The following is a 22,461-nucleotide window of genomic DNA, read 5'->3' on the forward strand; positions in this document are numbered from 1 at the left end:
GCCAATTTGAGCTGATCAGCGCTGATCGACGATGCGCGCGATCAGTCGATCGGGCGGGCCTGCCGCCGCGAGGAACCGCCGGATCGCTACCTGTGGATCATCGCCGGGACCGACCTCTGCCGACACGTGGAGCGCCACCGCCCGGCCGTCCCCGCCCAGCAGGTGTGCGGCCATCGTCGCGATCTTGACCTGGCGCGGATCGGCGGTCGTCGTGTCGCCAATCCGGTACCAGGTCGCGACGACCCGCTCAACCGGGCCGGGCGCGGCGATCCGGATGACGCTGCCCCCCGCGAGAGCGGGAAGGTCGGCGACGCGCAGCCAGCGATCGTCCGCCCCCAACGCACCGATCCCGTACCCCACGATCTTCTTGCCCTCGCGCTGGCTGCCATAGACCGCCACCGCTACATCGATCGCCGCATCGCCCCCGGCATAGCGTCCGAAGAGATAGTGATCGGCGCCGGGATAAACGGGCATCCACCGCGCACCGACGCTGAGCGGGACCCGGTGCCAGCCAGCAATGTCCGGTAACGCGATCTGCGCGGGCAACGGCGTGGTCCGCTCGCCGATCGCAGCGCTCCACAGCGGAAAGCTGGCCGCAACCGCAACCGTTAATAGCGCAGCGGGAACGAGCGCCAGCCGATGCGACCCACGCCGCTCGATCCGCGCAGGATCGAACGCGGCGGCATTCGCGGGCTTGTCGAACCAGCGCCAACCCAGCGCCAGCACGCCCGCCATCACCAGTCCGAAGAACACCCAGCCATAGACGATATGATCGAAACCGGTCGCGGCCTCGACATTGGTGATGTCCGCGACCCAGATCGTCGCGAATGCGCGCACCCCGTTGGCGAGGATCGGCACGACCAGCGCCACCGCCATGAACACCGCGCGCCGCCGCCACGATACGAAACACAGGTTGCAGACGAGCACCCCGAACGCGAACATCGCGACGACGAACTTTGTCCCCGAACACGCCTCCGCCACCTCGAAATAATAGCGCCCGGCGTGGATCAGGACGCCGTTCGACGTCGCCGGAATCCCGACCAGATCAAGCAACGGCATGATGATCGCGACCGTGACGCGCTGGAGCGGGGCTTCGAGCCATTCCCCGAACGGCACGAGGAAAAGCGCGTAGAGCAACGGGAACAACAACCCGCGTGCGACGATCGGGCCGAGGATCGTCACCACCGCCCCCTGGAGCATCATCACGACGCCCAGTTGCCGCGCGAACGCCACCGACCCAGCGTCGCCCATCAGCCAGCCCAACCCGCCGACCGCGACCAGCGCCAGACCTGGCCACCAGCCAGTCGGTGCGAGCTGCGCCAGTTCGCCCCGTCGTTGCCAGACCAGCCAGCCGACGATCGGCGCGATCAGGAAGCAATGGCCGTAGGTTGACGCGGTCCACCAAACGCCGACCATGCGGACGATGTCGGTATGAAAGAGGAGGAGAATCCCCGCGGCGGCAATGGCCAGCGCGGTAGCGTGGCGTGACCAGAGAGAGCCGGTGTCCGCGTCCTTCGCGGAGGAGGTATCGGCAACTGCCGTCACGTGTCCAGACCCAGCAACCGATCGAGCGGCGCAAGCCGCGCATCCCAGTCATATCGCGCGAGAACGCGCACGCGCGCCGCCTCGCCCAATGCCGCCGCTGTATCGCGATCGTCGATCAGCGCGATCACCGCCGCCGCCGTGTCCGTCGCCCCGTCCGCGACCTGGATCGTTCCGCCATGATCGATCCCCTCGGCCGCCACAGCGGACGCCACCACCGCGCGCGCCATCGCCATCGCTTCGAGTATCTTGTTCTGAATCCCCCGCGCCAACTCCAACGGCGCGACGCATACGCTCGCAGCCGCGATCCACCCGCGCACGTCATCGACCGCACCGGTCACGATGACCCCCGGCCCCGCGAGTGCCTTGACCGCCGCGGACGGCGCGCGCCCGACGATCGCGAACCGCGCGTCGCGGTGTTGCTGGCGGATCAACGGCATCACCGATCGGGCGAACCACGTCACCGCGTCGATATTGGGGCGGTAGTCCATCTGACCGGTGAAGACGATCAGCGGGCCTGCCTCGTCAACCGGGGTGACGATCGTGGGATCGAACACGCCCGCGTCGATCCCGTTCTCGACGACGCGGACATCGCCCTCTGCCCCGCCGTCGCGAAACAGCTCCGCTTCGGCGTCGCTGACCAGCAGGCTCACGTCCACCCGCCGCGCGACATCGCGTTCGAACGCGCCGAGCAGCCGCGCCTCGCGCCGCATCAACCAGCGCAGCGCCAGCGGTCCGCGCGTCGCGAAGCCGCCGAATTTGGCGGAGTCGACGTCGACGAAGTCCATGATCGCGCGCGGGCCATCGATCGGCAGATACTGTGCCATCTGCCCCGAGAAGCAATAGATCGCCTCGATCGGCTCGCCATCGAGCACCCGACGCACCGCGCGCGCCATGGCGTGATCGGCAAAGGCAGTCAGCGATACCGGCTGTCCGGTCAGCACCGCCTCGATCGCGGCGAGCCCGCGCGACTTGGTCCGCGGCACGATCGTCACGCTCGTCAGCCGCGCGCGCAGGTCATCCGGAATATGTCGGTCCGCCGGGTCTTCGGCAAAGCCGATCAGGTGGACGCGCGCGCGCGCCGCCAGATGGCGAAGGACATGATAGCTCCTGATCTTGTCGCCCCGGTCGGGGGGAAACGGCGCGCGGTGCGCCAGGAACAGGATATTCATCAGCCCAGGCCCCGGGCGATCCAGGGTCCGACCACGTTGGCGATCGGCAGCGGCAGCTTGCGCCACGTCCGCACCATCGCTGCGTATTTCGGGTTGAGCGGATTGATCGCGCGCACCGCGCCCTCGCTGCGCATGGCGTAGCGGCGCGGCGTCGGCGCGAAGCCCCAATTCTTTTTGAATCCAGCTGCCCCCGTGCCGGTCTTCGATCGACCGAAATCGAACCGCCCACAGCCTCGCCCCCGCGCGTGGAGCATCAGCGCGTAATACATCCGGTCGTTGGCGCGCAGCGCGCGCGCCGCGGCGGTGCCGCCGCCCCAATAGGGATAAACGGTGCCGCCGTGATATAGGCTCAGGACACTGGCGACAGCGCGGTCCTGATGCCGCACGGTGAGGATATCGGCGTCGAGGTGAGCCATCACCGCGCGGAACAGCCGCGCGGGAAAGACCGGGGTTCCGAGGTTACGGACCGATTCGGCATAGACTAGGTAATGTTCGGCGAGCATCGCCGCGCTCGTGCCGACCGCAACCTCTAGATCGAGCCCGAGCGATCGCCGCACCTCGGCGCGCTGCTTGCGCGGGATCGCCAGGAGTTCGGCGTCGTCGTCATGCGCCAGATCGCGCGCGAACCCGAGATAGCTCGTTTCGTCGGTGATCCACCCGTTGGGCGCAGGCCCGCCACGCAACTCGATCCCGGGGCAGCCGCGCGCCTGCGCCAGCGCCCAGGCCCCCGACGCGAGCGGTTCGACCGCATCGCCCAATATACCGCCGTCGACCGCAAACCCGGCAGAAACCATCGCCCTGCCGAACAACCGCGAGCGCATCTCGGTCAGCGGCAACACGCCGACGATCGCGGCGTCGCCGCGCTCGGCAACCAGATACCGCGCGCGCTGGCCGCATCCATGCGCGACTGCGCGACTCCACCCCGTCAGATGGAACGGCGTACCCTCGCGCTGCGCCGCGACAAAGGCGTCGATCCGCGCCGCCTCGCGCGCATCACCGAGATCGGCCTCGCGCACGCCGACGGGGGTGGAGACGAGCGGCATCGTCACGCCAATATTCCCGCTTCGGCGGCGGCGACCGCATCGACCCGGCCCCAGTCATGCCGCGCGATCAGCCCGCGCAATTTGCCCGCCATCGCGCCGAGCCGCGCATAATGGCGCAACCGCGACTTGAACGGCGCCCCCGCGACGCGCGGTTGGCCGGGATCGACCTCCCACGGATGAAAATAGAAGATCGCGCCATGCCGTTCGGCATTCACCTGACGCACCGCGACATCGGTGAGCGCGGCGGGGAGCAGGCGGAAGAAGCCCCCGCCGGTCGCCATCCGACGCCCAGCGAACTCGGCGACCGTGACCGGCAGCTCGATCAGCGCGGCATCGGCCAGCGGGCGGAACGCGTAGCGGGGCGCCTCGCGCCAGCCGTAATGATCGTGGCGAACCGGCGCGACGCTCGACGAATAGGTATAGCCCGCTTCAGCCAGTTCCTGGTGCGCCCAGGGCGTGCGCTGGTCGATCGAAAAGCTCGGCGCGCGATAGCCGGTGACCGGCTGCCCGCCCGCATCTTCCAGGGTCTTGCGGGTTCGCACCAGATCCGCCCGAAACGTCGCGGCGTCCATCGTGAAAACCCGCTGATGATCCCAGCCGTGGCTGGCGATCTCATGCCCGGCATCGACGATCGCGCGGATCAGCCGGGGATGCTGCGCGGCGACCCACCCCAGCGTGAAGAAGGTCGCCTTCACTCCCGATTCGGCGAACAGGTCGAGCACCGCCTGCGTATTGCCGACCACGCGAGAGCCATAGCTGTCCCAATCCGCCTTGCGGATTGTCGTCTCGAACGCGCCGACCTGGAAATATTCCTCGACGTCGACCGACAGGCCGTTGATCACCTGTTCAGGCGGCATCATCCCACGCCGCGGCCCCCTTGATCGGGGCATAATCATCCTCGCGCGCAACCGCGGACAAGCCCGGCGGCGGCGTCTTGCCCTCGCCTTCGACCCAATCGACCAGCAGCGTCAATACGCGGCGCAGCGCCGCATCCTGCTGCTCGATCCGCGCCTCCAGCGCGGCGAGGCGATCGGGGTCGATACCCGGCACTTCGGCGTCGCTGGTCTCGGGTTCCACCGCCGTCTCGGCTTCAGCTTCGATCTGGGGTACTGCGGTTGCGACAGGTTCATCGACATCGACATCGTCAGCTTCGCTCGTCACGGCTGCCGTTTCCGCGTCGATCGGCTCGTCCGCGGTTTCGGCTGCGGCGGCATCCAGCGCGGCGAACCAGTCGTCGGTCTGTGGATCGACCGCCGGTTCCTGCGCGAACGCCTCGGGTTCGACTGGCGTCTCGGCGTCAGGTTCGACGACCAACCACCGCGAGGTTCGGGGTACGAAGCTGCGGGTATCGTCCGACGGTGCTTGTTCGGTATCGGGATCGGCAACCGGTTCGGGCGCAACCGCTGCCGCAACCGGCGGCGTTCGGTCGATCGAAAGCAGCGGCAGATCGGCGTGAAGGTCGCGCAGCACGCTACGCACCACCCGGCCATCGATCAGGTCGAGATCCTCGACCGCGGCATGGAGCATCACCCGGCTCGCGAGCTGGTTCAGCCGCCGCGGCACGCCGTCGGAGCCCTGGAACAGCGCCGCGAACGCGTCGGCGGCGAAATCGGGTCTGCCATGCCAGCCGACCAGCGACAGCCGGTGCGCAATATAATCCGCGACCTCGTCGGGCTCCATCGGATCGAGGTGATGGATCGCGATCACCCGCTGGCGCAATTGTTCGAGCCGGTCCGATCCGTGCAGCCGGTCGCGGAACTCGGGCTGGCCGAGCAGCACGATCTGGAGCAGCGCGTGCCCCCCCGCCTGGAAATTCGACAACATCCGCAGTTCTTCGAGCGCGGAGACGGGTAATGCCTGCGCCTCGTCGACGACCAGCAGTGTACGCCGCCCGGTGCGCGCGACCGCGTGGAGGCCCCGTTCGATCACGGTGAGCAGCTGCGCCTTGGTCAGGCCATTGGGGTCGACCCCCAGCGCAGTCGCGACGATCCGTAGCAGGTCCTCCGCCTCGATCGCGGTCGAGACGAGCGTGATGACGTTGAGCGCGGCGGGATCCAGACTTTCGGTCAGATGCCCCATCAACGTGGTCTTGCCCGCGCCAATGTCGCCGGTGATCACGATGAAGCCCTCCCCCTGCGCCAGGCCATAGCCCAGATACGCCATCGCCTTGCGGTGGGTCGCGGTCTCGAACCAGAATTTGGGATCGGGGGTCAGCTGGAACGGCCGCCCGGTAAATCCGAAATGTTCTTCGTACATCGTCACCAACCTCAGAAGGAATAGCGCGCGGCAAGCTGCGCCTGCGCAGACCAGACGGCATCGACCTCGGCCGCCTTGAACGAATAGACCCCGAGCCCGGCATTGGTCGACAACCGCCCGAACGCATGGCCGTAATTGGCGCTGGCGCCGTAGGACCAGACCCCGCCCGATCCCAGTATGCCCGGGTCATAGTAATCGACGAACAGATTGCCGTCGATCTGCGACACCGGGGTCAAGGTGCGGCTCGCGAACAGCTGGCCATAATAGCTCTGGTCCTCGATCGTGTAGAGCGTCACACCGGGGGTGGTGTTGTCGCCATACAGGCGGCGGTTGGCATAGCCCGCGCCAGCACCAAACGTGCTCCGCCCGCGTGACGCGGTCAGGATCGCGTCGACGCCACGCGCGCGATAGCTCGCGGTCGAGATCGACTGGAACACGTCGTTGAGGCACCCGCCCGGTGCCGCCCCGGTCGTGCCGAACACGCAGCCGTTATATTGCTGGGTATAGCTGTCACGCGCCGCGATGAAGCTGGTCGGCAAGTTGCTGAGGCCGGTACGCAGTTGCTGGCCGAAGGTCGTGACCTCGTCATACACCCGCGCGGCGACGCCGACCGATTTCGACGCCTGATAGCTCAGCGCGCCGGTGTAGCTGACCGACCCATAGCGTTTGCCGACATGCGCTTCCGCGTTGACACGCGGGTTGGGGCGCCAGACGACGCCCGCGTCGTAATAGACCCCATCGGTGCGATAGGTGATCTGGCGCGGACTCGCGTCGTTGGTGATGTAGCGGCCATTGGCGTCGAGCGCGGGGGCGCCCGCGGCGGTCAGGACCGGCGATTTCTCGCTCGTCTCGATCCGTTCGTAGCCAACGCCCGCAGTGACCGCGACATAGGGCGATACCGGCAGCAGCACGTCGCCACGCGCATGATAGCCCTCATAGCGTTGCTTGAGCTGGCCCGCATCGTCGCGATCATAGCCAGCACTTGCGGTCAGGCCGACCGGCGCGATCGCGCCTGGCGCAACGCCGGCGCTGACCGTCGCGGTCTGGCTGATCGAATCGTCGTAATAATCAAGCCGCGGCTGGCCGGGTGCGACGCCGGTGCCGCCGTTGGGCGTGTCGACCTTGGTGTAACCGAGCTGATAGCTTGCGCCGATCGCGACCGGCCCGGCGTGCGTCGCCAGCGTCGGGCCAGCATAGATCGCATAGACCTGGCTGATATTGTCGACATTGCCCAGGACGTTGCCCGGTGCGGCGCCGCGGATGTCGGCACGGCTGCGCGTCGCGATGCCGCCCGCGGCGAGCGTCAGCGCGGGAGTGGCCTTGAATGCGACCTGCGCGATGCCGCTGTTGATGTCCTGGTCGCCGACATTGTCCCGCCACGAGATCTGCCGTTCGTAGCGATAGGACAGTTGCGCCGAGACGCGGTTGGTATTGGCCGATACGTCGGCCCCCACCGCGACCGTCGAATAGGTCAACACATCGCCGCGATTGAGATCGGCGAAGATGCTTTGCCCCACCTCGACATAAGGCACCACCGTCACGCGACGGCCCTGCGCGGCGGCGGGGGTTGCGCTCAGCGCGAACGCCGAGGCGCCCGCGAAGGCGAGCGCCCGGACGGTTAAACGGGTCGATAGACAAGTCACTGCGACATCTCCTGACCATAATAGCTGCCGAAACGCTGACCGCCCGGCACGAACGCGACCGCGTTGAGCGCGAGCGAAATATGATCGCACGCGTCGAGCAGCCCGACCGCCTGTTTCAGATCGCTCTCGGGGGTCCGGTCGGCCCGCACGACGAGCATCACCTGCCCCACCAGCATCGCCAGCACCGAGGCGGGCGACGCCGCAAGCGCGGGCGGTGAATCGAAAATGATGATACGGCGCGGATTGGCCGCCAACAGCCGCGCCAGCACCGCGCGGGTCCGCGCGCTGGCGAGCAGTTCGGTGTCGGTCGCCATCTTCGTCCCCGCCGGCAGGATGGCCAAGCCGCCGACATCGGTGCGAAGCACGAGCGATTCGACATCGATGCTTGAATCCGCAAGCGCGTCGAGAAACCCCGGGCTGTCGGCGAGCCCGAGCTGCGCCAACACGTCGGGCTTGGCGAAATCGGCATCGACCAGCAGGACTTCGGTATCGCGTTCGGCGGCCAGCGAGAGCGCCAAATTGATCGCGCAGAAAGTCTTGCCCTCACCGGGCTTGGCCGAACACACCAGCACGGTGCGTGCCTTGTCCGGATCGCCCGCCTCGGCGATGCGTGCGCCGGTAATCAGCAACTGGCGCTTCACCAACCGGAACTCCTCCGCTAGCGGGCCGACCGGCGCACCGGGAACGATCATCCCCGCTTGCGCGAGCATCCCGCGATCGATCGACGCAATGTCGCTGATCTCGGGCGCGCCATAGAATCCGTCGGGCAGCTCATGGCCCACTTCGGCGCGCAGTTCCGGGGGAATCGCGAGGAAGGTCGGGTCGTCGACCGGTGCGGACTCGGGTGGGGTGGCGGGCGTAGCGAGCGCGTCGAACGACAGCGGCTCAGGCGTGACGTCGTCGATCGCCGTGCGCCGCGCGCGGGCATGCGCCCCGAAATCATACACCTTGGCGGCGCGTTCGAGCAGCGACTCGTCGCGCCGCGGTTTGGCTGGGGTCGTCGGATGGGGTTTCATCATCATGTCGTCCTCTCGCCCGCGCTACGCCGCTAGGCCGCGCTGGAGCACCTCGACGCTCAGCAGCAACCCGTAGGCCGCGGCCAGCGCGGCACTCCCGCCGAGAAACAGCTTGAAGCGCCTGGCGCGATGGTCGGCCTGGGCGCGGGTCACCACCTCGCCGATCGACCCGATCACCGGCATCCCGGTGGCTTTCTCCAGCCTGGTGCCGATCGCGAAGGTCGCGCGGAGCTGGCTCATGCCGAACGCGGCCCCAACTCCTGCACCAAGGCCGACGATCAGCACCCCGGTCAACAGCAACATCCGGTTGGGCGCGACCGGTGCCCGCGGCGCGGTTGGCGGATCGATGACGCTGAACTTGACGCTGTCGGTCTGGGTCTGCGCTTGCCCGCGCATCGCGATCTGCTGACGCTGGGTCAGCAGCTGGTCATACTGGTCTTTCAGCACCTGATAGTCGCGATCGATCTGGCCCTGCTCGGCGGCGACACCTGGATCCTGCGCCAGCTTGGCGGTCAGTTGATCGAGATCGCCCTGCAGCTGCGCCTTGCGGACCCTCAAGCTGGCGACCGCCGCCTGGCGCTCGGTCGCCATCGACTGGAGCGACAGATACGATGGGTTCGGGGTCGCACCGGCGCCGGCGCCGCCCGCCATCGGTTCGTTCCGCGCGGCCGCCTGCGCCGCCGACATCTGGCTCTTGAGCGCGATGACATCGGGATGATTTTCGGTGTAGCCCCGCGCCCGCGCATCGGCGAGCTGACCCTGGATCGCCGCCAGTCGCGCGCGCGCAGGTCCCGCCGTGGCCGCGCTGCCGCCGAAGCCGGGAATCGTCGGCGGTGTCCCCGCCATCTGACCCTGGACCGCGGCGAGGCCGGACTGGGCGGCGGCAAGATCGCCATCGACCTGCGACATCTGCGTCCGCGCAGCGCTGACTCGATCGCTGACGGTCCCGGTGCCGGGTAGCGATCCGAGGTAGCGATTCTGGAAATCGGCGCGCTTGGTTTCGGCATCCGCGAGTTGCTGCTGGAGCGTATCGAGCTGCTTGTTGAGGAAATCGAGGCTTCGGGTCGTCTGGTTGCGGTCGCCTGCGAGATTCCGTTCGACGAAGATGTCGATCAGTTTCTGGGTGATGTCCTTGGCGAGCTTCGGGGTCGACGCGGCGGTCGTGATCTCGAACAGATTGTCCTGCTGTGCGGTCACCTTGATGCGCAGCGCCAGCCCCGCGACGCGATCGGCGACATCGCGGTCGCTCGATACGGTATTGGCGAGATCGGTGCCGCGGACGACCTTTTCGAGGTTCACCGCGGACACCAGCGTCTGCCGGATCGTGTCGACATCCTTCTGCTGCGCCTGCGGGGCGGCATCCATCGACGCGGGGAGGATCGAATTCATCTGGACGAACACGCGCGCGTGCGATTCGTAGCGGCTCGGCATCTGCGAGACGACCAACCAGCCAATGACGCACACCCCCCACGCCACCGCCAGCGCCAGCCAGCGGCGGGTCCAGACCGCGTGGAGCGCCAGTCGCGCTTCGTCATAGATGCCATTCACTGGGGGTGCCCTCAGAACATCGATTCGGGGATGATGATCACGTCGCCGGGCGCAAGCCCGACATTCGCCGACGAATCACCCTTCTTGAGCAGGCTGGAAATCTGCAGCCCGTACTCGCGGCTCTTGCCGGTATCGCGGTCGTAGCGGACGAGCTTGGCTTTGTTGCCCGCGGCATATTGGCTGAGCCCCCCCACCGCGATCATCGCGTCGAGCAGCGTCATGTTCGCCCGATAGGGTATCGACGCGGGCTTCTCGGTCGCGCCGACGACACGGATCTGCTGGCTACCCGTCCCCGAAAAATTCTCGACGATCACCGAGACGATCGGGTCCTTCACATACTCGCTGAGCGCGCGCTTCATGTCCGCCGACAGCGTGGCGGGGGTCTTCCCGACCGCGGGCATGTCGTTGACCAGCGGCGTCGTGATCCGGCCGTCGGGGCGCACCTGCACCTTCGCCGACAATTCGGGATTGCGCCACACGAAGATGTTGAGCTGGTCGAGCGGGCCGATCACATATTCCTCACCCGGCTGTTCGCGGGCGGACACATAGGCGGCAGGCGGCAACTGCGCGGACGGGCCGCTGGTACACCCGGTCAGCGATGCAGCCGCAGCCCCCGCGGCGAGAATAGTACGGACGAAAGTCCCGGAACGCATATCGATCTCCTGTCGGCCAGAGTGCGCAGCGCACACCTTGGGCTCCACGATCGGCTATGCTCGGAAGAGGTGAAGATAGCGTTAGGAACGCGGGCGGCGGCTAGGCCACGATCTCGTGCGCGGGGGGGTGACCGAGGAATCCCGCGGGGCTCGCCGAAGCACCATAGGCTCCCGCCAGAAATACCGCGATCAGGTCGCCCGGCTCGGCGTGCGGCAGCGCGATTCGGTCGCCCAGCCGGTCGAGCGGGGTGCACAGCGGGCCGACCACGGACACCGTCTCGGTCGGATCGGCACCCATCGCGTGCGCGAGCGCGAGCGGGTAGTTGCGGCGCACGACGGTGCCGAGATTGCCGGTCGCCGCGAGCTGGTGGTTCAGCCCGCCATCGGTGACGATGAACGTCTCCCCCCCGCTCGCCTTGCGATCGACGATCCGGGTCAGATACACCCCCGCTTCCGCGACCAGCCAGCGGCCGAGCTCGATCGCGAACCGCGTCTCGCCCAGCACCGCGTCGCGCCCGTCGAGCATCTCGCCCAGCGCCGCGCCGACCCGCTCGACATCGAGCGGCGTATCGCCCGCGAAATAGGGCACGCCGAATCCGCCGCCGAGATTGACCAGCGGCGGGGTGGCGTCGGCGGAGTCGGCCAATCGGGCGGCAAGGTCCAACGTCGCGCGCTGCGTGTCGATAATCGCCTGCGGATCGAGCGCCTGGCTCCCCGCATAGATGTGCAAGCCGCGCCACGTCGCCCCGCTCGCAACGATCGCGCGGATCAGCGCCGCGGCGCGATCCGCGTCGATGCCGAACGGCGACGGCCGCCCCCCCATGCGCATCCCGCTGCCGCGCAATTCGACATCGGGATTGACCCGCACCCCCAGTTGCGGCGCGACGCCGACCTGTTCGCCGATCGCCAACGCGCGCGCGGCTTCGCCTTCGGATTCGACGTTGAGCGTCGCCCCAGCGCGGATGGCCGCTTCCAACTCATCCCCCCGCTTGCCCGGCCCCGCGAAGCTGATCGCGCGCGCGGATTTGACGACGAGCGCCTTGGCGAGTTCTCCCGCCGAGGCGACATCGAGCCCATCCACCATCGGCGCGATCCGCTCGATCAGCGCGGGCAGCGGGTTCGCCTTGATCGCATAGTGGAGATCGACATCGGAAAACGCCGCCCGAAATCGCGCCACCCGCGCCGCGACGATCGCGCTGTCATAGACGAACAGCGGCGTATCCCCGGCGGAATCCACCCACTCGCTGGCGGAGCGACCAGCGATCATCACCACGTCCTGCCCGGCAAATTCGCGCGGCACCGTGCCCATCGGCTTCATGACACCACCCCCGCACGGATCGCCGCGCGATCGAGCTTGCCGTTGGCGTTGCGCGGCAATTCGTCACGCCACTCGTACCGCCCCGGCTGCATGAAGCTCGGCAACATCATCCGCAATCTCGTCCGCAGCGCCTCTTCGTGGGTCGCGTCGCCCGCCAGGACCACCACGATTCCTTGCCCGAGCCGCTCGTCGGGCACCCCGACCGCCACCGCCTCGCGCGCCTCTTCCCCCGCCAATATCGCTTCCTCGATTTCGAGGGGACTGATCCGGTTGCCCGCCGACTTGATCATCTCGTCATCGCGCCCGACGAACCGGAACAGCCCGTCCTCGCCCTCGATGACCGTATCACCCGACCACACCGCCATCCCGCGATGCGTGGCAAAATTTGGCGCGGGCCGGAAGCGCACCGCGGTGCGTTCGGGGTCGCGCCAATAGCCCTGCGCCACCAGCGGCCCGGCATGAACGAGCTCGCCCGGCTCCCCCAGTGCGCGGGTGCCGTCGGGCTTCACCGCCATCACCTCCGCAAACGGAATCGCGCGCCCCATCGCCTGCGGATGCGCATCGAGCAGCGCGGGCGGCAGATAGGTCGATCGGAACGCTTCGGTGAGGCCATACATCGCGTACACATCGGCGCATGGGAACCGCCCGCGCAAGCCCGTGACGAGCCGCGGCGTCAACGCACCCCCCGAATTGGTCAGCCGTCGCAGCCGCGCGGCGGTCTCCTCCGGCCATTCCGCCTCGAGCAATTGCACCCACAGTGGCGGCACGCCTGCGAGGGTCGTCGCTCCGACGCGCTCGATCGCCTTCACGACATCGTGCGCGACCAGATAATCGAGCGGCGCGACCGACGCCCCCGCCGCCCAGGTCGATAACAGCTGGTTCTGGCCATAGTCGAACGACAGTGGCAGGACGCCGAGAACGCGATCGTTCGGTTCCAGCTTCAGATAATGCGCCACCGCAATCGCGCCGAGCCACAGATTGGCGTGGCTCAGCATCACCCCCTTGGGCCGCCCGGTCGAACCCGACGTGTAGAGAATCGCGGCGAGCGCGTCAGGGTCCGCCTCGGAGGGCCGCAACCCGTCGCCGGTCAGCGGGAGCGCGGTATCGTCGGCCAGGTCGCACCCGCTCGGCCTATCGCCGGGCGCCAGCGTCGCGGCGCGCGTCGGCTGGGTGATGAGCAATGCCGCGCCGCTGTCGGCGAGGATATGCGCTACCTGGGCGCGACGGAGCGCGGGGTTGATGGGCACATGTACCAGTCCAGCGCGCGGCACCGCGAGCGGCAGCACGCAGGCGAGTCGTGTCTTCGGGAGCCACGATGCCACCCGATCGCCGGGATTCAATCGCTGCGCCATGAGCCAGCGCGCAACCGCGCCGACCGCCGCTTCCAAGTCGGCGAACGACCAACGGCCCGCGCGATCGACCAACGCAATCGCGTCGCGATCGCCACGCGCGACATGATCGATCGGCATCGGGACGGGATCGAGCGGCACCATCGCCCCTTCCATAGCGCGGATGTTGCCGAATTCACCCCCGCACTCTAGGGGCGCGGCAGATACAACCGATCAGGGCCGTCGATGTGATCCCCGAAGGAAAACCCACGGTCGAACAGACCGTCCGCGCGACGCTCGCCGACATTCTCGGCCTGTCCGTCGAGCGCGCCGCGAGTTTCACCGCGACAACGCCGTTGTTCGGCGCGCTGCCCGAACTCGATTCGATGGCGGTCGCGAGCGTGCTGACCGAACTCGAGGATCGGCTTGCGATCGTGATCGAGGACGACGAGGTCGACGGCGACATGCTCGAAACCTTCGGCGCGTTGGTCGCATTCGCCGCGCGCAAGGCGCTGGTGTAACAACTGCCGCCATGACCGGCGGCATGCACATCGATCACTACGACTGGACCGGCGCGGACGGCGTCGGCGGGCGCGAGGCGATGCTGCGCTTCAGCACCGGCACCCCGCGCGTCGTGCTGGCGCTGCCGCTGTTCGAGGAATTCAACCGCACCCGCGCATTCGGCGTGACGTTGCTCCGCGCGCTCGCGCGCCGCGGCATCGGTGGGCTATTGCCGGATTGGCCGGGGACGAACGAGAGCCCGGTTCCCTCCAGCGACGCAACGCTCGCGATGATCCAGGCTGCCTACCAATCCGTTTTAGTTTCTTGCACTCCACTCTTCGCTCTCGGTATCAGGAGTGGCGCGCTGTTCGACGCCCGCGCGTCGGTGCGTGGGCGCTGGCATCTCTCGCCGGTATCGGGAACGGAATTGGCGCGTGAGCTGGCACGCCAGACATCGGACGACGGCACGATATCGGGTAATCTCGTGTCGTCGGCCTTTCGTGCCGAGCTTGGCGCGGCGTCACTCGGGAGTGCCCGGGTCGTGCGATTCGACAGCGACCCACGCGACGCCGATTTGAAGCTGGCCGGATCGCCGCTCTGGCGCCGTGCCGAGCCGGGAAACGATCCCGCGCTCGCCGAGGTGCTGGCAGCCGATATCACCCACTGGGTCGCGACATGCGACGGCTGATCGCATTCCCTTGCGCGGGCGACACGCTGATCGGGGCGATCGACGATGCGGCGGCCACCACTGGCCTGCTGATCGTGTCGGGGGGCAACGAGGTTCGCGCGGGGGCGCATCGCGGCATGGCGATGCTGGCTGCCAACATCGCCGCGGCCGGATTTCCGGTCCTGCGCTACGACCGGCGCGGGGTCGGCGATTCGGCCGGCGAGAACCGGGGATTCCGCTATGCGCAGGACGATCTGGCGGCGGCGGTCGCGACATTTCGCGCCGAAGTCCCAGGCGTCGACCGGATCGTCGGCTTCGGCAATTGCGACGCGGCCAGCACGCTGGCGCTGTTCGGGCGCGATGCCGGAATCGATCGCGTGCTGCTCGCCAACCCGTGGGTGATCGAGGACGACGACGATCTTCCCCCCGCGGCAGCAATCCGCGCACGCTACGCCGAACGGCTCCGCAGCCGGTCTGCGTGGTCGCGACTTCTGCGCGGAGAGATCGATTTGCGTAAAACTGTGAGGGGGTTAGCAAAGCTATCTCGGACGAAGCCTCACCCATCCAATCGCCTCGCAACCCGCGTCATTCGCGCGATCGCGGATTGGGACGACGACGCGACCGTCATACTCGCCAGTGGCGACGCGACCGCGATCGCCTATCGCGACGTGGCACGCGGATTGCCCGCAACGACGATCGACACCGATTCGCACAGCTTCGCACGGTCGAATGACAAGGAGGCATTGCGGGCGGAGGTGGTCAACGCGCTCCGCCGCTGAAGTGGCCTATTCCGCCGCTTCGGCCAGCTCCGCAAATTCGGCGGTCGCGATGAACCGTTCCGCGTCCAGCGCCGCCATGCACCCCGTCCCCGCCGCGGTCACCGCCTGGCGGTAGATCTTGTCCTGGACATCGCCGCACGCGAAGACGCCGTCGACGCTGGTCCGGGTCGATCCGATCTCGACCTTCACATACCCGTCGGCGTCGAGATCGAGGTGCCCGCGAAACAACTCGGTCGCCGGATGATGGCCGATCGCGACGAACCCGCCATCGACCTCGAGTCGGCGATGTTCACCGGTCACCGTATCGCGCAGGTCGAGCGCGACGAGGCCCGCGTTGCCGCCGCCGTCGATGAATTCGCGAACCTCGGCGTTCCAGATGACGGTGACGTTGGGATGCGCGAAGAGGCGGTCCTGCAGGATCTTCTCGGCCCGAAACGAATCACGGCGATGGATCAGCGTCACGTCGTCGCTGTGGTTGGTCAGGTACAGCGCCTCCTCGACCGCGGTGTTGCCGCCGCCGATCACCGCAACCTTCTTGCCGCGATAGAAAAATCCGTCACAGGTCGCGCAGGCGCTGACGCCCTTGCCCTTCATCGCCTCCTCGCTATCGATGCCGAGCCATTTCGCCTGCGCGCCGGTGGCGATCACGAGCGTGTCGCCCTCATAGACATCGCCGCTGTCGCCGGTCAGCCGGAACGGTCGCCGCGTCAGGTCGACCCCGACGATCGTATCCCACATCATCGTCGTGCCGACATGTTCGGCCTGCGCCTGCATCTGCTCCATCAGCCAGGGGCCTTGGATCACGTCCTTGAAGCCGGGGTAGTTCTCGACGTCGGTCGTCGTGGTCAGCTGCCCGCCGGGCTGGATGCCCTGGACGACGATCGGCTTCATCCCCGCCCGCGCGCCGTAGATGGCGGCGGAAAGCCCCGCAGGGCCGGAGCCGAGGATGAGCATGCGGGTAGTATGGGTGGTCATGATCGGATGTCCTGCGATTCGCTGGTCCGATCTAGGGGGTCTGGCGGCTGAATTGAACCGCGCGCGTGACACCCACGCAGGCGATCGTGGTCAGCGGGTCGATTTCCAGTCCCACAAGTCCGCGGACCAGGCCCGCACCGCTTCGGCTTGGGCGTTAAGACCTCGCACCAGCGCGTGCCGATAGAACCCGTGCCAGAACAGCGTGTCGACGACGATCAGCGCGATCATCGCCAGGACGATCCACGCGAACGGCCCTTCGCGCTCGGTGCGTCGCTCCCGATGCTGGGTGAGCCGACGCTCGACGCCGGCATAGGCGGGATTGCGCGTAATCCGCCGGTCGCTGCCCTTCCGCCGTTCCGTGCCGAAATTATACGCCATGGGATCCATCCGTTTTTCGCGCGACCGCTTATCCGCGCGATTGCTTGCCAAACGATGAAGACGATCCGTCACGAATGGTAGCGGAGGAGGGACTTGAACCCCCGACCCCAGGATTATGATTCCCGTGCTCTAACCAGCTGAGCTACTCCGCCACGCCCGGTTTGCCAGGGGTGCGCTTCCGTTCGCGAGGCGCGGGCTATAGGTTTCGGCCTGGAGGCGGTCAAGCGAACATGTGACGCGACAGCGGCTCCCACGGTCCGCCGCGGTACCACCAGGTCGCCAACCCGGCGATCTCGACCTCGCGCGCACGAAAATCCTTGGTCAGCGTTGCCAGCAGCACCTTGGCGACCCCCGGCGCGACCTTGTTCTGGATGGTGACATGCGGGCGCCACCCGCCCGCGTCCTGCGGGGTCAACAGCCCGGCGAACGCCTCGCACAGGTGCTGCCGGATCGCGACGAGTTCGGGCGAATCGATCCGGAAGGCGACGCCGCGCCCGAGCGACATCAACGCCGATACGCGCGCGGCGGGCGCGCGGACCCCTTGCGTGTCTTGGATAAGCCGATGCTTGAGCTCGTCTTCGACCGATGGCGGCAGATGGTGAAACAGCGTCAGATGCGCATCGAGCTGGTTGCGTCCCGGCGGAAAATACGCCCGCCGCATCGCGTCCAACCATCCCTGATCGCGCCGCCCGAACAAGGCGGTCACGATGATCGGCGCTCTAGTCAAATCTCGACCTGGCTGCCCAGTTCGACGACGCGATTGGTGGGCAGGCGGAAAAACTCCATCGCGCTTTCGGCGTTGCGCAGCATCCATGCGAACAGCTTCTCACGCCAGATCATCATCCCCGGCCGATCCGACGCGAGCAGCGTCTGGCGCGAGAGGAAGAAGCTGGTGTCCATCATCTTGAAGTCGGTACCACACTCGTGGACGCGCTTCAGCGCGGCGGGGACGTCGACCTCCTCCATGAAGCCGTAACGGAGCACTAGGCGGAAAAAGCCCTCCCCCATCTCGTCGCGCTTGGCGCGTTCGCCCTCAGGCCAATAGGGTTGATCGGCAATCTGGACGGTCAACAGGATGACGCGTTCGTGGAGCACCTTGTTGTGCTTGAGGTTGTGGAGCAGCGCGTGCGGCACGCCTTCGGCGCTCGAGGTCATGAATACCGCGGTGCCGGGGACGCGGCTCGCCGAATTGGCGGCGGACGAGATGAACACCTTCATCGGCATTGCCGCCTCGCGCAGCCGCTCGATCATCAGCTTCCTGCCCTTCGACCACGTCGTCAGCATCGTGAAGATGATGAACCCTACCAGCAGCGGGAACCAGCCGCCGTCGGGCACCTTGGTCAGGTTGGCGGTAAGGTAGGCGCCGTCGACCAGGAAAAACACCGCGAGGAGCGGGAACGCGGCATATTTGGGCCAATGCCACAACCGGACCAGCGCCACGCCGAGCAGGCAGGTATCGATCGTCATCGCCCCCGTCACCGCGATTCCGTACGCGCTCGTTAGATTCGACGAGGTGCGGAAGAACATCACCAGCAGGATGACCATAATCATCAGCATCCAGTTGACGAGTGGGATGTAGATCTGCCCCGCGGTCGAGGCGCTGGTATGTTCGATCCGCAGCCGTGGCATGAAGCCGAGCTGGATCGCCTGCTGCGTCACCGAAAACGCGCCGGAGATCACCGCCTGGCTCGCGATGATCGCGGCGAGCGTCGCGAGGATGACGAGCGGCAGCTGGAGGCTGGCGGGCGCGAGATTGTAGAACGGGCTGACCAACGCGACGGTGCCATCGCGGAACAGCAGCGCGCCCTGCCCCATGTAGTTCATCATCAACGCGGGAAGCACGAACACCAGCCACGACACGCCGATCGGCTTGCGCCCGAAATGCCCCATGTCGGCATAAAGCGCCTCCGCCCCCGTCACTGCGAGCACGACCGATCCCAATGCCAGGAACGCGCGTGGGGGGTCGATTAGGAAGAAGTTCACCGCGTAATGGGGCGAGAACGCCCAGAGCACTTCGGGCGTCTTCACGATACTGATTACGCCCAGCACTGCGATCGTCGCGAAATAGACGAGCATGATCGGGCCGAAGAACAGCCCGACCTTGGCCGTCCCGCTTTTCTGAATCGAGAACAGAAACACGAGTATCCCGATAGAGATTGGAATTACGAGCCCGCCGAAGGCGGGCGCCGCCACCGCGAGCCCCTCGACCGCCGACAGCACCGACACCGCCGGCGTGATCATGCTGTCGCCATAGAATAATGCGGTCGCGAACACGCCGAGCAGGATGATGCCGGTCGTCCATCGCTTCGATGTCGTCTTGCCCGAAACGAGCGCGAGCAGCGCCAGGCTGCCGCCTTCGCCCTTGTTGTCGGCGCGCATGATGATCAGCACGTATTTCACCGTCACCACGACCATCATCGACCAGAACATCAGGCTCAGCACACCCATGATGTGCGCGGGATCGAGCGTGAGTTGGTGATGCCCCGCAAAGGTTTCGCGAAACGCGTAGAGCGGGCTCGTGCCGATATCGCCGAACACGATGCCGATCGCGCCGACGGCGAGCTTCAGCAATCCGTCGTGGCCGTGGCTGCCGCCGCCATGATCCGCCGCGTCTTCGACGACCGCGGCACCAGCGCTATCGATGCTCACAGCGCCGACGATCGCACGGCAAGCGTTGGTGATCGCATCGAAAAGCCAGCCTTCGCCCCTGTGCCCATGGCCGTGCCTCTAGCATGCGGCATGACCCCCTACAACGCCATCGGATCGCAGGCGCTCAGGCCCGGCGGACGACCTCGCGGATCACGAAATGCGACGCCAGACGCGTGACGCCCGGCAGCTGCGACAGCGTCGCGCGATGGATCCGTTCATAGGTGTCGCCATCGCGCACTTCGACGTGAAGCATGTAATCCGCTTCCCCGCTCATCAGGAAACATTGCCCCACTTCCGGGCAGCCCACGATCTCCGCCTCGAACGCCTGCATCGTCTCCTGGCGCTGGTCGCGCAGCGTGACGTTGACCAGCACCACCGTGGGATTGCCCCGCGCGGCGCGCGACAGGATCGCTTGATAGCCGGTGATCGCCCCCGTTTCGCGCAGCTGCGCGACCCGCCGATGCGCGGCGCTAGGCGACAGCCCGACCCGCTCGCCCAGTTGCGCGCTCGTCAGGTCGGAATTGGCGGCGAGCAGCGTCAGGATGCGCTGCTCGATGGCATCGATCGATTTCATCCCGATGTCCCTATTCGAATCGGGAGAAATTTGCACCCCACCGGCCCAAGCCGGAAATCTTTGCAACCCTATCCGGTCCAATGCCGCTTAGAAGGAACCGACATAACGGAGTGGAAATCATGCGAGTCGGTGTTCCCAAGGAAATCAAGAACCACGAATACCGCGTCGGGCTGACGCCGCCGTCAGTCTCCGAACTTGTCGCCGCCGGCCACGAGGTCGTCGTCGAGACGCAGGCGGGGATGGGAATCGATTTCGACGATCAGGATTATGTCGACGTGGGCGCGACGATCCTGCCCGACGCCAAATCGGTATTCGCCGCCGCCGACATGATCGTGAAGGTCAAGGAACCCCAGCCGAGAGAAATCGCGATGCTCGAATCGCGCCACTTGCTCTTCACCTACCTCCATCTCGCCGCTGACAAGCCGCAGGCCGAGGGCCTGATGAGGTCGGGCGCGACCTGCATCGCGTACGAGACCGTCACCGGCCCGCGCGGCGGGTTGCCGCTGCTCAAGCCGATGAGCGAAGTTGCAGGGCGGATGTCGGTCCAGGTCGGCGCGCATTATCTCGAAAAGGAACAGGGCGGTCGCGGTGTCCTGCTCGGTGGTGTCCCGGGCGTCGCGCCAGCCAAGGTCGCGATCCTCGGCGGCGGCGTCTCGGGGGTCAACGCCGCGCAGATGGCAGTGGGCATGCGCGCCGACGTCACGATCTACGATATCAGCAACGACCGACTCGCCGAACTCGACATGTTCTTCTCGAGCCAGATCAAGACCGCCTATGCCAGCAAGGCGGCAATCGCAGCGGCGGTGAAGAACGCGCACCTCGTGATCGGTGCGGTTCTCGTCCCCGGTGCGGCCGCCCCCAAGCTCGTCACGCGCGAGATGATCAAGACGATGAAGCGTGGCGCGGTGGTCGTCGATATCGCGATCGACCAGGGCGGTTGTTTCGAGACCAGCCACGCGACGACGCACCAGGATCCGGTGTTCGAGGTCGACGGGGTGATCCATTATTGCGTTGCCAACATGCCCGGCGCGGTCGCGCGCACCAGCGCGTTCGCGCTCAACAACGCGACGCTACCCTTCGCGCTCAAGCTCGCGAACATGGGTGCCGAAGCCGCGATGAAGGCGGACCCGCATCTCGCCGCCGGGCTCAACGTCTACCAAGGCAAGATCACCTTCAAGGCGGTCGCGGACGACCTCGATCTTCCCTATCAGGCGTGGAATGGCTAACGGGAACGAATAAGGAACATGGGGGTTGATACAGCGACCGGGTCAACCCCATGATCCAATCCAGCGATCACTCTAGGATCACCGGTCTAGGACAAGAACAAACTCGCCCCCCTTCGTTCTGGCTCGCGGCAGAAGATTGGCGTGAACTACGGTGCCTCGGCGCGGGTCGTGGCCTCGTCCTGCAGCGCCAGGAACTTGTCCAGAATCGCCAGCCGCATCGCGATATCGCGCCGGTACGACACCCCCGCGGGAGATAGTTCCAGAGCGCGCGCCCAATAGCGCCGCGCCCGCGCGAAATCGCCCGCTTCGATATAGGCCTGTCCCAGGAAGAATGGCGGCGCGGGGTGTTGCGGCGACACCCGCGCCGCCTGCTGGAACGCGAACAACGCAGGCGGCGAGACCTGCTCGCCATCATGCGCGACCAGCGCATTGCCCAGCCCGACCCATAGTAGCAGGCTGTTGGGGATCTTGTGGAGCCCGCCCAGGATCACCCAAACCGCCGATCGCTCGTCGCCAGTGCGCGCCATCGCGTCAGCCGCGATCAGATACGCGCCATCCCCGGTAAACCGCCCGAGCATCCGATCGCGCAGGTCGATCAGCGCCGGATCGGGCGCTGCGGGCACGATCATCGGCTGCGCCGGGCTCGCGCCCAGCGTCGGCCTGCCCTGCAAAGCATAACCCGCGCCCGCGAGCATCAGCGCCGATCCGATCATCGACCACAGCGTCCGCTTGACGCCGAGCAACACCATCGCGCCGAACGCGGCGACGCCGAGCACGAGGAGGAACAGCCACCCCATCAGCGCGGCCGCCGCCGGAAACTCTGCCGCGCGAGCAGCGCACCGACCGCGAGCAACACGATCGGCGCAAGCCACAACGGCCATGTCACCGCCGACAGCGGCGGGTCATAGGTGACGTAATCACCGTAGCGCTGGATCAGCCACGCGCGGATCGACGCGGGGTTTTCCCCCTTGGCGATCCGCTCGCGCACCAGCGAACGCATGTCGCCCGCCAGGCTCGCGTCGCTGTCGGCGATCGACTGCCCCTGGCAGACCAGGCAGCGCAGCGTTTCCATCAGCGCCTTCGCGGTGGCTTCCTGGGCCGGATCGCGCAGCTGGGTATAGGCTAGCGCCGCGGGCGGCGTGCTGGGATCGGCGAGAACCGGGGCTGCCAGCGCGATGCACAACGCTGCCATC

At 67.0% G+C, this 22,461-nt stretch carries 22 protein-coding genes and 1 tRNA gene; 4 read left to right on the plus strand and 19 right to left on the minus strand.

Annotated features, from left to right (window positions below):
• Positions 1–15: 15 nt before the first annotated feature.
• The 11 genes from xrtA to EAH84_RS09455 form a co-directional block, all read right to left on the minus strand.
• Positions 16–1,545 carry an exosortase A gene (xrtA, locus tag EAH84_RS09405; RefSeq protein ID WP_140871137.1) on the minus strand — a complete coding sequence of 510 codons (1,530 nt, stop codon included), beginning with the start codon at positions 1,543–1,545 and terminating at the stop codon, positions 16–18.
• Complete coding sequence (locus EAH84_RS09410) at positions 1,542–2,714, minus strand: TIGR03087 family PEP-CTERM/XrtA system glycosyltransferase (protein WP_140871140.1); 1,173 nt, start codon at positions 2,712–2,714, stop codon at positions 1,542–1,544. Before EAH84_RS09410 ends, xrtA begins: the two co-directional genes overlap by 4 nt.
• Positions 2,714–3,757, minus strand: coding sequence for a FemAB family XrtA/PEP-CTERM system-associated protein (locus EAH84_RS09415; RefSeq protein ID WP_140871436.1), 1,044 nt, complete (start codon positions 3,755–3,757; stop codon positions 2,714–2,716). Before EAH84_RS09415 ends, EAH84_RS09410 begins: the two co-directional genes overlap by 1 nt.
• Before the next feature lie 2 nt (positions 3,758–3,759).
• On the minus strand, positions 3,760–4,614 hold the full coding sequence (locus EAH84_RS09420) for an XrtA system polysaccharide deacetylase (protein WP_140871143.1): 855 nt from the start codon (positions 4,612–4,614) through the stop codon (positions 3,760–3,762).
• Positions 4,604–6,013, minus strand: coding sequence for an ExeA family protein (locus tag EAH84_RS09425; RefSeq protein ID WP_140871146.1), 1,410 nt, complete (start codon positions 6,011–6,013; stop codon positions 4,604–4,606). The genes EAH84_RS09420 and EAH84_RS09425 overlap by 11 nt, the downstream gene beginning before the upstream one ends.
• An 11-nt stretch (positions 6,014–6,024) precedes the next feature.
• Entirely contained in the window at positions 6,025–7,656 is a 1,632-nt protein-coding gene (locus EAH84_RS09430; protein ID WP_241656530.1) for a hypothetical protein, read from the minus strand.
• Positions 7,653–8,672, minus strand: coding sequence for an AAA family ATPase (locus EAH84_RS09435; RefSeq protein WP_140871442.1), 1,020 nt, complete (start codon positions 8,670–8,672; stop codon positions 7,653–7,655). Before EAH84_RS09435 ends, EAH84_RS09430 begins: the two co-directional genes overlap by 4 nt.
• A 24-nt stretch (positions 8,673–8,696) precedes the next feature.
• The gene (locus tag EAH84_RS09440) at positions 8,697–10,220 is read right to left on the minus strand and encodes an XrtA system polysaccharide chain length determinant (protein ID WP_140871149.1); all 1,524 of its coding nucleotides are present in this window, start codon (positions 10,218–10,220) and stop codon (positions 8,697–8,699) included.
• A gap of 11 nt (positions 10,221–10,231) precedes the next feature.
• Positions 10,232–10,873 carry an XrtA/PEP-CTERM system exopolysaccharide export protein gene (locus EAH84_RS09445; protein WP_140871152.1) on the minus strand — a complete coding sequence of 214 codons (642 nt, stop codon included), beginning with the start codon at positions 10,871–10,873 and terminating at the stop codon, positions 10,232–10,234.
• A 100-nt stretch (positions 10,874–10,973) separates the two neighbouring features.
• Positions 10,974–12,191 carry a pyridoxal-dependent decarboxylase, exosortase A system-associated gene (locus EAH84_RS09450; protein WP_140871155.1) on the minus strand — a complete coding sequence of 406 codons (1,218 nt, stop codon included), beginning with the start codon at positions 12,189–12,191 and terminating at the stop codon, positions 10,974–10,976.
• On the minus strand, positions 12,188–13,684 hold the full coding sequence (locus tag EAH84_RS09455) for an AMP-binding protein (protein WP_140871158.1): 1,497 nt from the start codon (positions 13,682–13,684) through the stop codon (positions 12,188–12,190). The genes EAH84_RS09450 and EAH84_RS09455 overlap by 4 nt, the downstream gene beginning before the upstream one ends.
• Before the next feature lie 83 nt (positions 13,685–13,767).
• On the opposite strand from EAH84_RS09455, the gene EAH84_RS09460 reads away from it, so the two are divergent.
• Genes EAH84_RS09460 through EAH84_RS09470 form a run of 3 tightly spaced genes read left to right on the plus strand, consistent with a single transcriptional unit; the run spans position 13,768 to position 15,466 of the window.
• Complete coding sequence (locus EAH84_RS09460; RefSeq protein ID WP_140871161.1) at positions 13,768–14,040, plus strand: acyl carrier protein; 273 nt, start codon at positions 13,768–13,770, stop codon at positions 14,038–14,040.
• Positions 14,041–14,063: 23 nt separating this feature from the next.
• A complete protein-coding gene (locus EAH84_RS09465) occupies positions 14,064–14,708 on the plus strand; it encodes a hypothetical protein (protein WP_140871164.1) in 645 nt (214 codons plus the stop codon).
• Positions 14,696–15,466 carry a hydrolase 1, exosortase A system-associated gene (locus EAH84_RS09470; RefSeq protein WP_140871167.1) on the plus strand — a complete coding sequence of 257 codons (771 nt, stop codon included), beginning with the start codon at positions 14,696–14,698 and terminating at the stop codon, positions 15,464–15,466. The genes EAH84_RS09465 and EAH84_RS09470 overlap by 13 nt, the downstream gene beginning before the upstream one ends.
• A gap of 6 nt (positions 15,467–15,472) precedes the next feature.
• Here the strand turns inward: EAH84_RS09470 and trxB are convergent, their stop codons facing one another.
• The 6 genes from trxB to EAH84_RS09500 form a co-directional block, all read right to left on the minus strand.
• The gene (gene trxB, locus EAH84_RS09475) at positions 15,473–16,441 is read right to left on the minus strand and encodes a thioredoxin-disulfide reductase (protein ID WP_140871170.1); all 969 of its coding nucleotides are present in this window, start codon (positions 16,439–16,441) and stop codon (positions 15,473–15,475) included.
• Positions 16,442–16,531: 90 nt separating this feature from the next.
• The gene (locus tag EAH84_RS09480) at positions 16,532–16,819 is read right to left on the minus strand and encodes a hypothetical protein (RefSeq protein ID WP_140871173.1); all 288 of its coding nucleotides are present in this window, start codon (positions 16,817–16,819) and stop codon (positions 16,532–16,534) included.
• Between the two features lie 75 nt (positions 16,820–16,894).
• Positions 16,895–16,971: transfer RNA gene (locus EAH84_RS09485), tRNA-Met, on the minus strand.
• A 68-nt stretch (positions 16,972–17,039) separates the two neighbouring features.
• Positions 17,040–17,525, minus strand: a complete 486-nt coding sequence (locus EAH84_RS09490; protein WP_338326034.1) for a 2'-5' RNA ligase family protein — start codon at positions 17,523–17,525, stop codon at positions 17,040–17,042.
• Between the two features lie 17 nt (positions 17,526–17,542).
• Positions 17,543–19,462 (minus strand): potassium transporter Kup, encoded by a 1,920-nt coding sequence (locus EAH84_RS09495; RefSeq protein ID WP_140871445.1) that lies wholly within the window; start codon positions 19,460–19,462, stop codon positions 17,543–17,545.
• Between the two features lie 130 nt (positions 19,463–19,592).
• On the minus strand, positions 19,593–20,042 hold the full coding sequence (locus EAH84_RS09500) for an Lrp/AsnC family transcriptional regulator (protein ID WP_140871179.1): 450 nt from the start codon (positions 20,040–20,042) through the stop codon (positions 19,593–19,595).
• 119 nt (positions 20,043–20,161) lie between these two features.
• Between EAH84_RS09500 and ald the strand changes: the two genes are divergently transcribed.
• A complete protein-coding gene (ald, locus tag EAH84_RS09505; RefSeq protein WP_140871182.1) occupies positions 20,162–21,268 on the plus strand; it encodes an alanine dehydrogenase in 1,107 nt (368 codons plus the stop codon).
• A 146-nt stretch (positions 21,269–21,414) separates the two neighbouring features.
• Here the strand turns inward: ald and EAH84_RS09510 are convergent, their stop codons facing one another.
• Together EAH84_RS09510 and EAH84_RS09515 are read right to left on the minus strand one after the other, a co-directional pair.
• The gene (locus EAH84_RS09510; RefSeq protein WP_140871185.1) at positions 21,415–22,065 is read right to left on the minus strand and encodes a tetratricopeptide repeat protein; all 651 of its coding nucleotides are present in this window, start codon (positions 22,063–22,065) and stop codon (positions 21,415–21,417) included.
• Complete coding sequence (locus tag EAH84_RS09515) at positions 22,065–22,460, minus strand: cytochrome c-type biogenesis protein (RefSeq protein ID WP_140871188.1); 396 nt, start codon at positions 22,458–22,460, stop codon at positions 22,065–22,067. Before EAH84_RS09515 ends, EAH84_RS09510 begins: the two co-directional genes overlap by 1 nt.
• Position 22,461: the final 1 nt, after the last annotated feature.

This window comes from Sphingomonas oligophenolica (assembly GCF_006438955.1).
GTDB lineage: Bacteria > Pseudomonadota > Alphaproteobacteria > Sphingomonadales > Sphingomonadaceae > Sphingomonas > Sphingomonas oligophenolica_A.

What these genes read in the sequence shown, in the direction of transcription:
- EAH84_RS09410 (WP_140871140.1), bottom strand. Translation starts at nt 2,714, where the DNA reads ATGAATATCCTGTTCCTGGCGCACCGCGCGCCGTTTCCCCCCGACCGG.
- EAH84_RS09415 (WP_140871436.1), bottom strand. Translation starts at nt 3,757, where the DNA reads ATGCCGCTCGTCTCCACCCCCGTCGGCGTGCGCGAGGCCGATCTCGGT.
- EAH84_RS09420 (WP_140871143.1), bottom strand. Translation starts at nt 4,614, where the DNA reads ATGCCGCCTGAACAGGTGATCAACGGCCTGTCGGTCGACGTCGAGGAA.
- EAH84_RS09425 (WP_140871146.1), bottom strand. Translation starts at nt 6,013, where the DNA reads ATGTACGAAGAACATTTCGGATTTACCGGGCGGCCGTTCCAGCTGACC.
- EAH84_RS09435 (WP_140871442.1), bottom strand. Translation starts at nt 8,672, where the DNA reads ATGAAACCCCATCCGACGACCCCAGCCAAACCGCGGCGCGACGAGTCG.
- EAH84_RS09445 (WP_140871152.1), bottom strand. Translation starts at nt 10,873, where the DNA reads ATGCGTTCCGGGACTTTCGTCCGTACTATTCTCGCCGCGGGGGCTGCG.
- EAH84_RS09450 (WP_140871155.1), bottom strand. Translation starts at nt 12,191, where the DNA reads ATGAAGCCGATGGGCACGGTGCCGCGCGAATTTGCCGGGCAGGACGTG.
- EAH84_RS09455 (WP_140871158.1), bottom strand. Translation starts at nt 13,684, where the DNA reads ATGGTGCCGCTCGATCCCGTCCCGATGCCGATCGATCATGTCGCGCGT.
- EAH84_RS09465 (WP_140871164.1), top strand. Translation starts at nt 14,064, where the DNA reads ATGCACATCGATCACTACGACTGGACCGGCGCGGACGGCGTCGGCGGG.
- EAH84_RS09470 (WP_140871167.1), top strand. Translation starts at nt 14,696, where the DNA reads ATGCGACGGCTGATCGCATTCCCTTGCGCGGGCGACACGCTGATCGGG.
- trxB (WP_140871170.1), bottom strand. Translation starts at nt 16,441, where the DNA reads ATGACCACCCATACTACCCGCATGCTCATCCTCGGCTCCGGCCCTGCG.
- EAH84_RS09480 (WP_140871173.1), bottom strand. Translation starts at nt 16,819, where the DNA reads ATGGCGTATAATTTCGGCACGGAACGGCGGAAGGGCAGCGACCGGCGG.
- EAH84_RS09500 (WP_140871179.1), bottom strand. Translation starts at nt 20,042, where the DNA reads ATGAAATCGATCGATGCCATCGAGCAGCGCATCCTGACGCTGCTCGCC.
- ald (WP_140871182.1), top strand. Translation starts at nt 20,162, where the DNA reads ATGCGAGTCGGTGTTCCCAAGGAAATCAAGAACCACGAATACCGCGTC.
- EAH84_RS09510 (WP_140871185.1), bottom strand. Translation starts at nt 22,065, where the DNA reads ATGGGGTGGCTGTTCCTCCTCGTGCTCGGCGTCGCCGCGTTCGGCGCG.
- EAH84_RS09515 (WP_140871188.1), bottom strand. Translation starts at nt 22,460, where the DNA reads ATGGCAGCGTTGTGCATCGCGCTGGCAGCCCCGGTTCTCGCCGATCCC.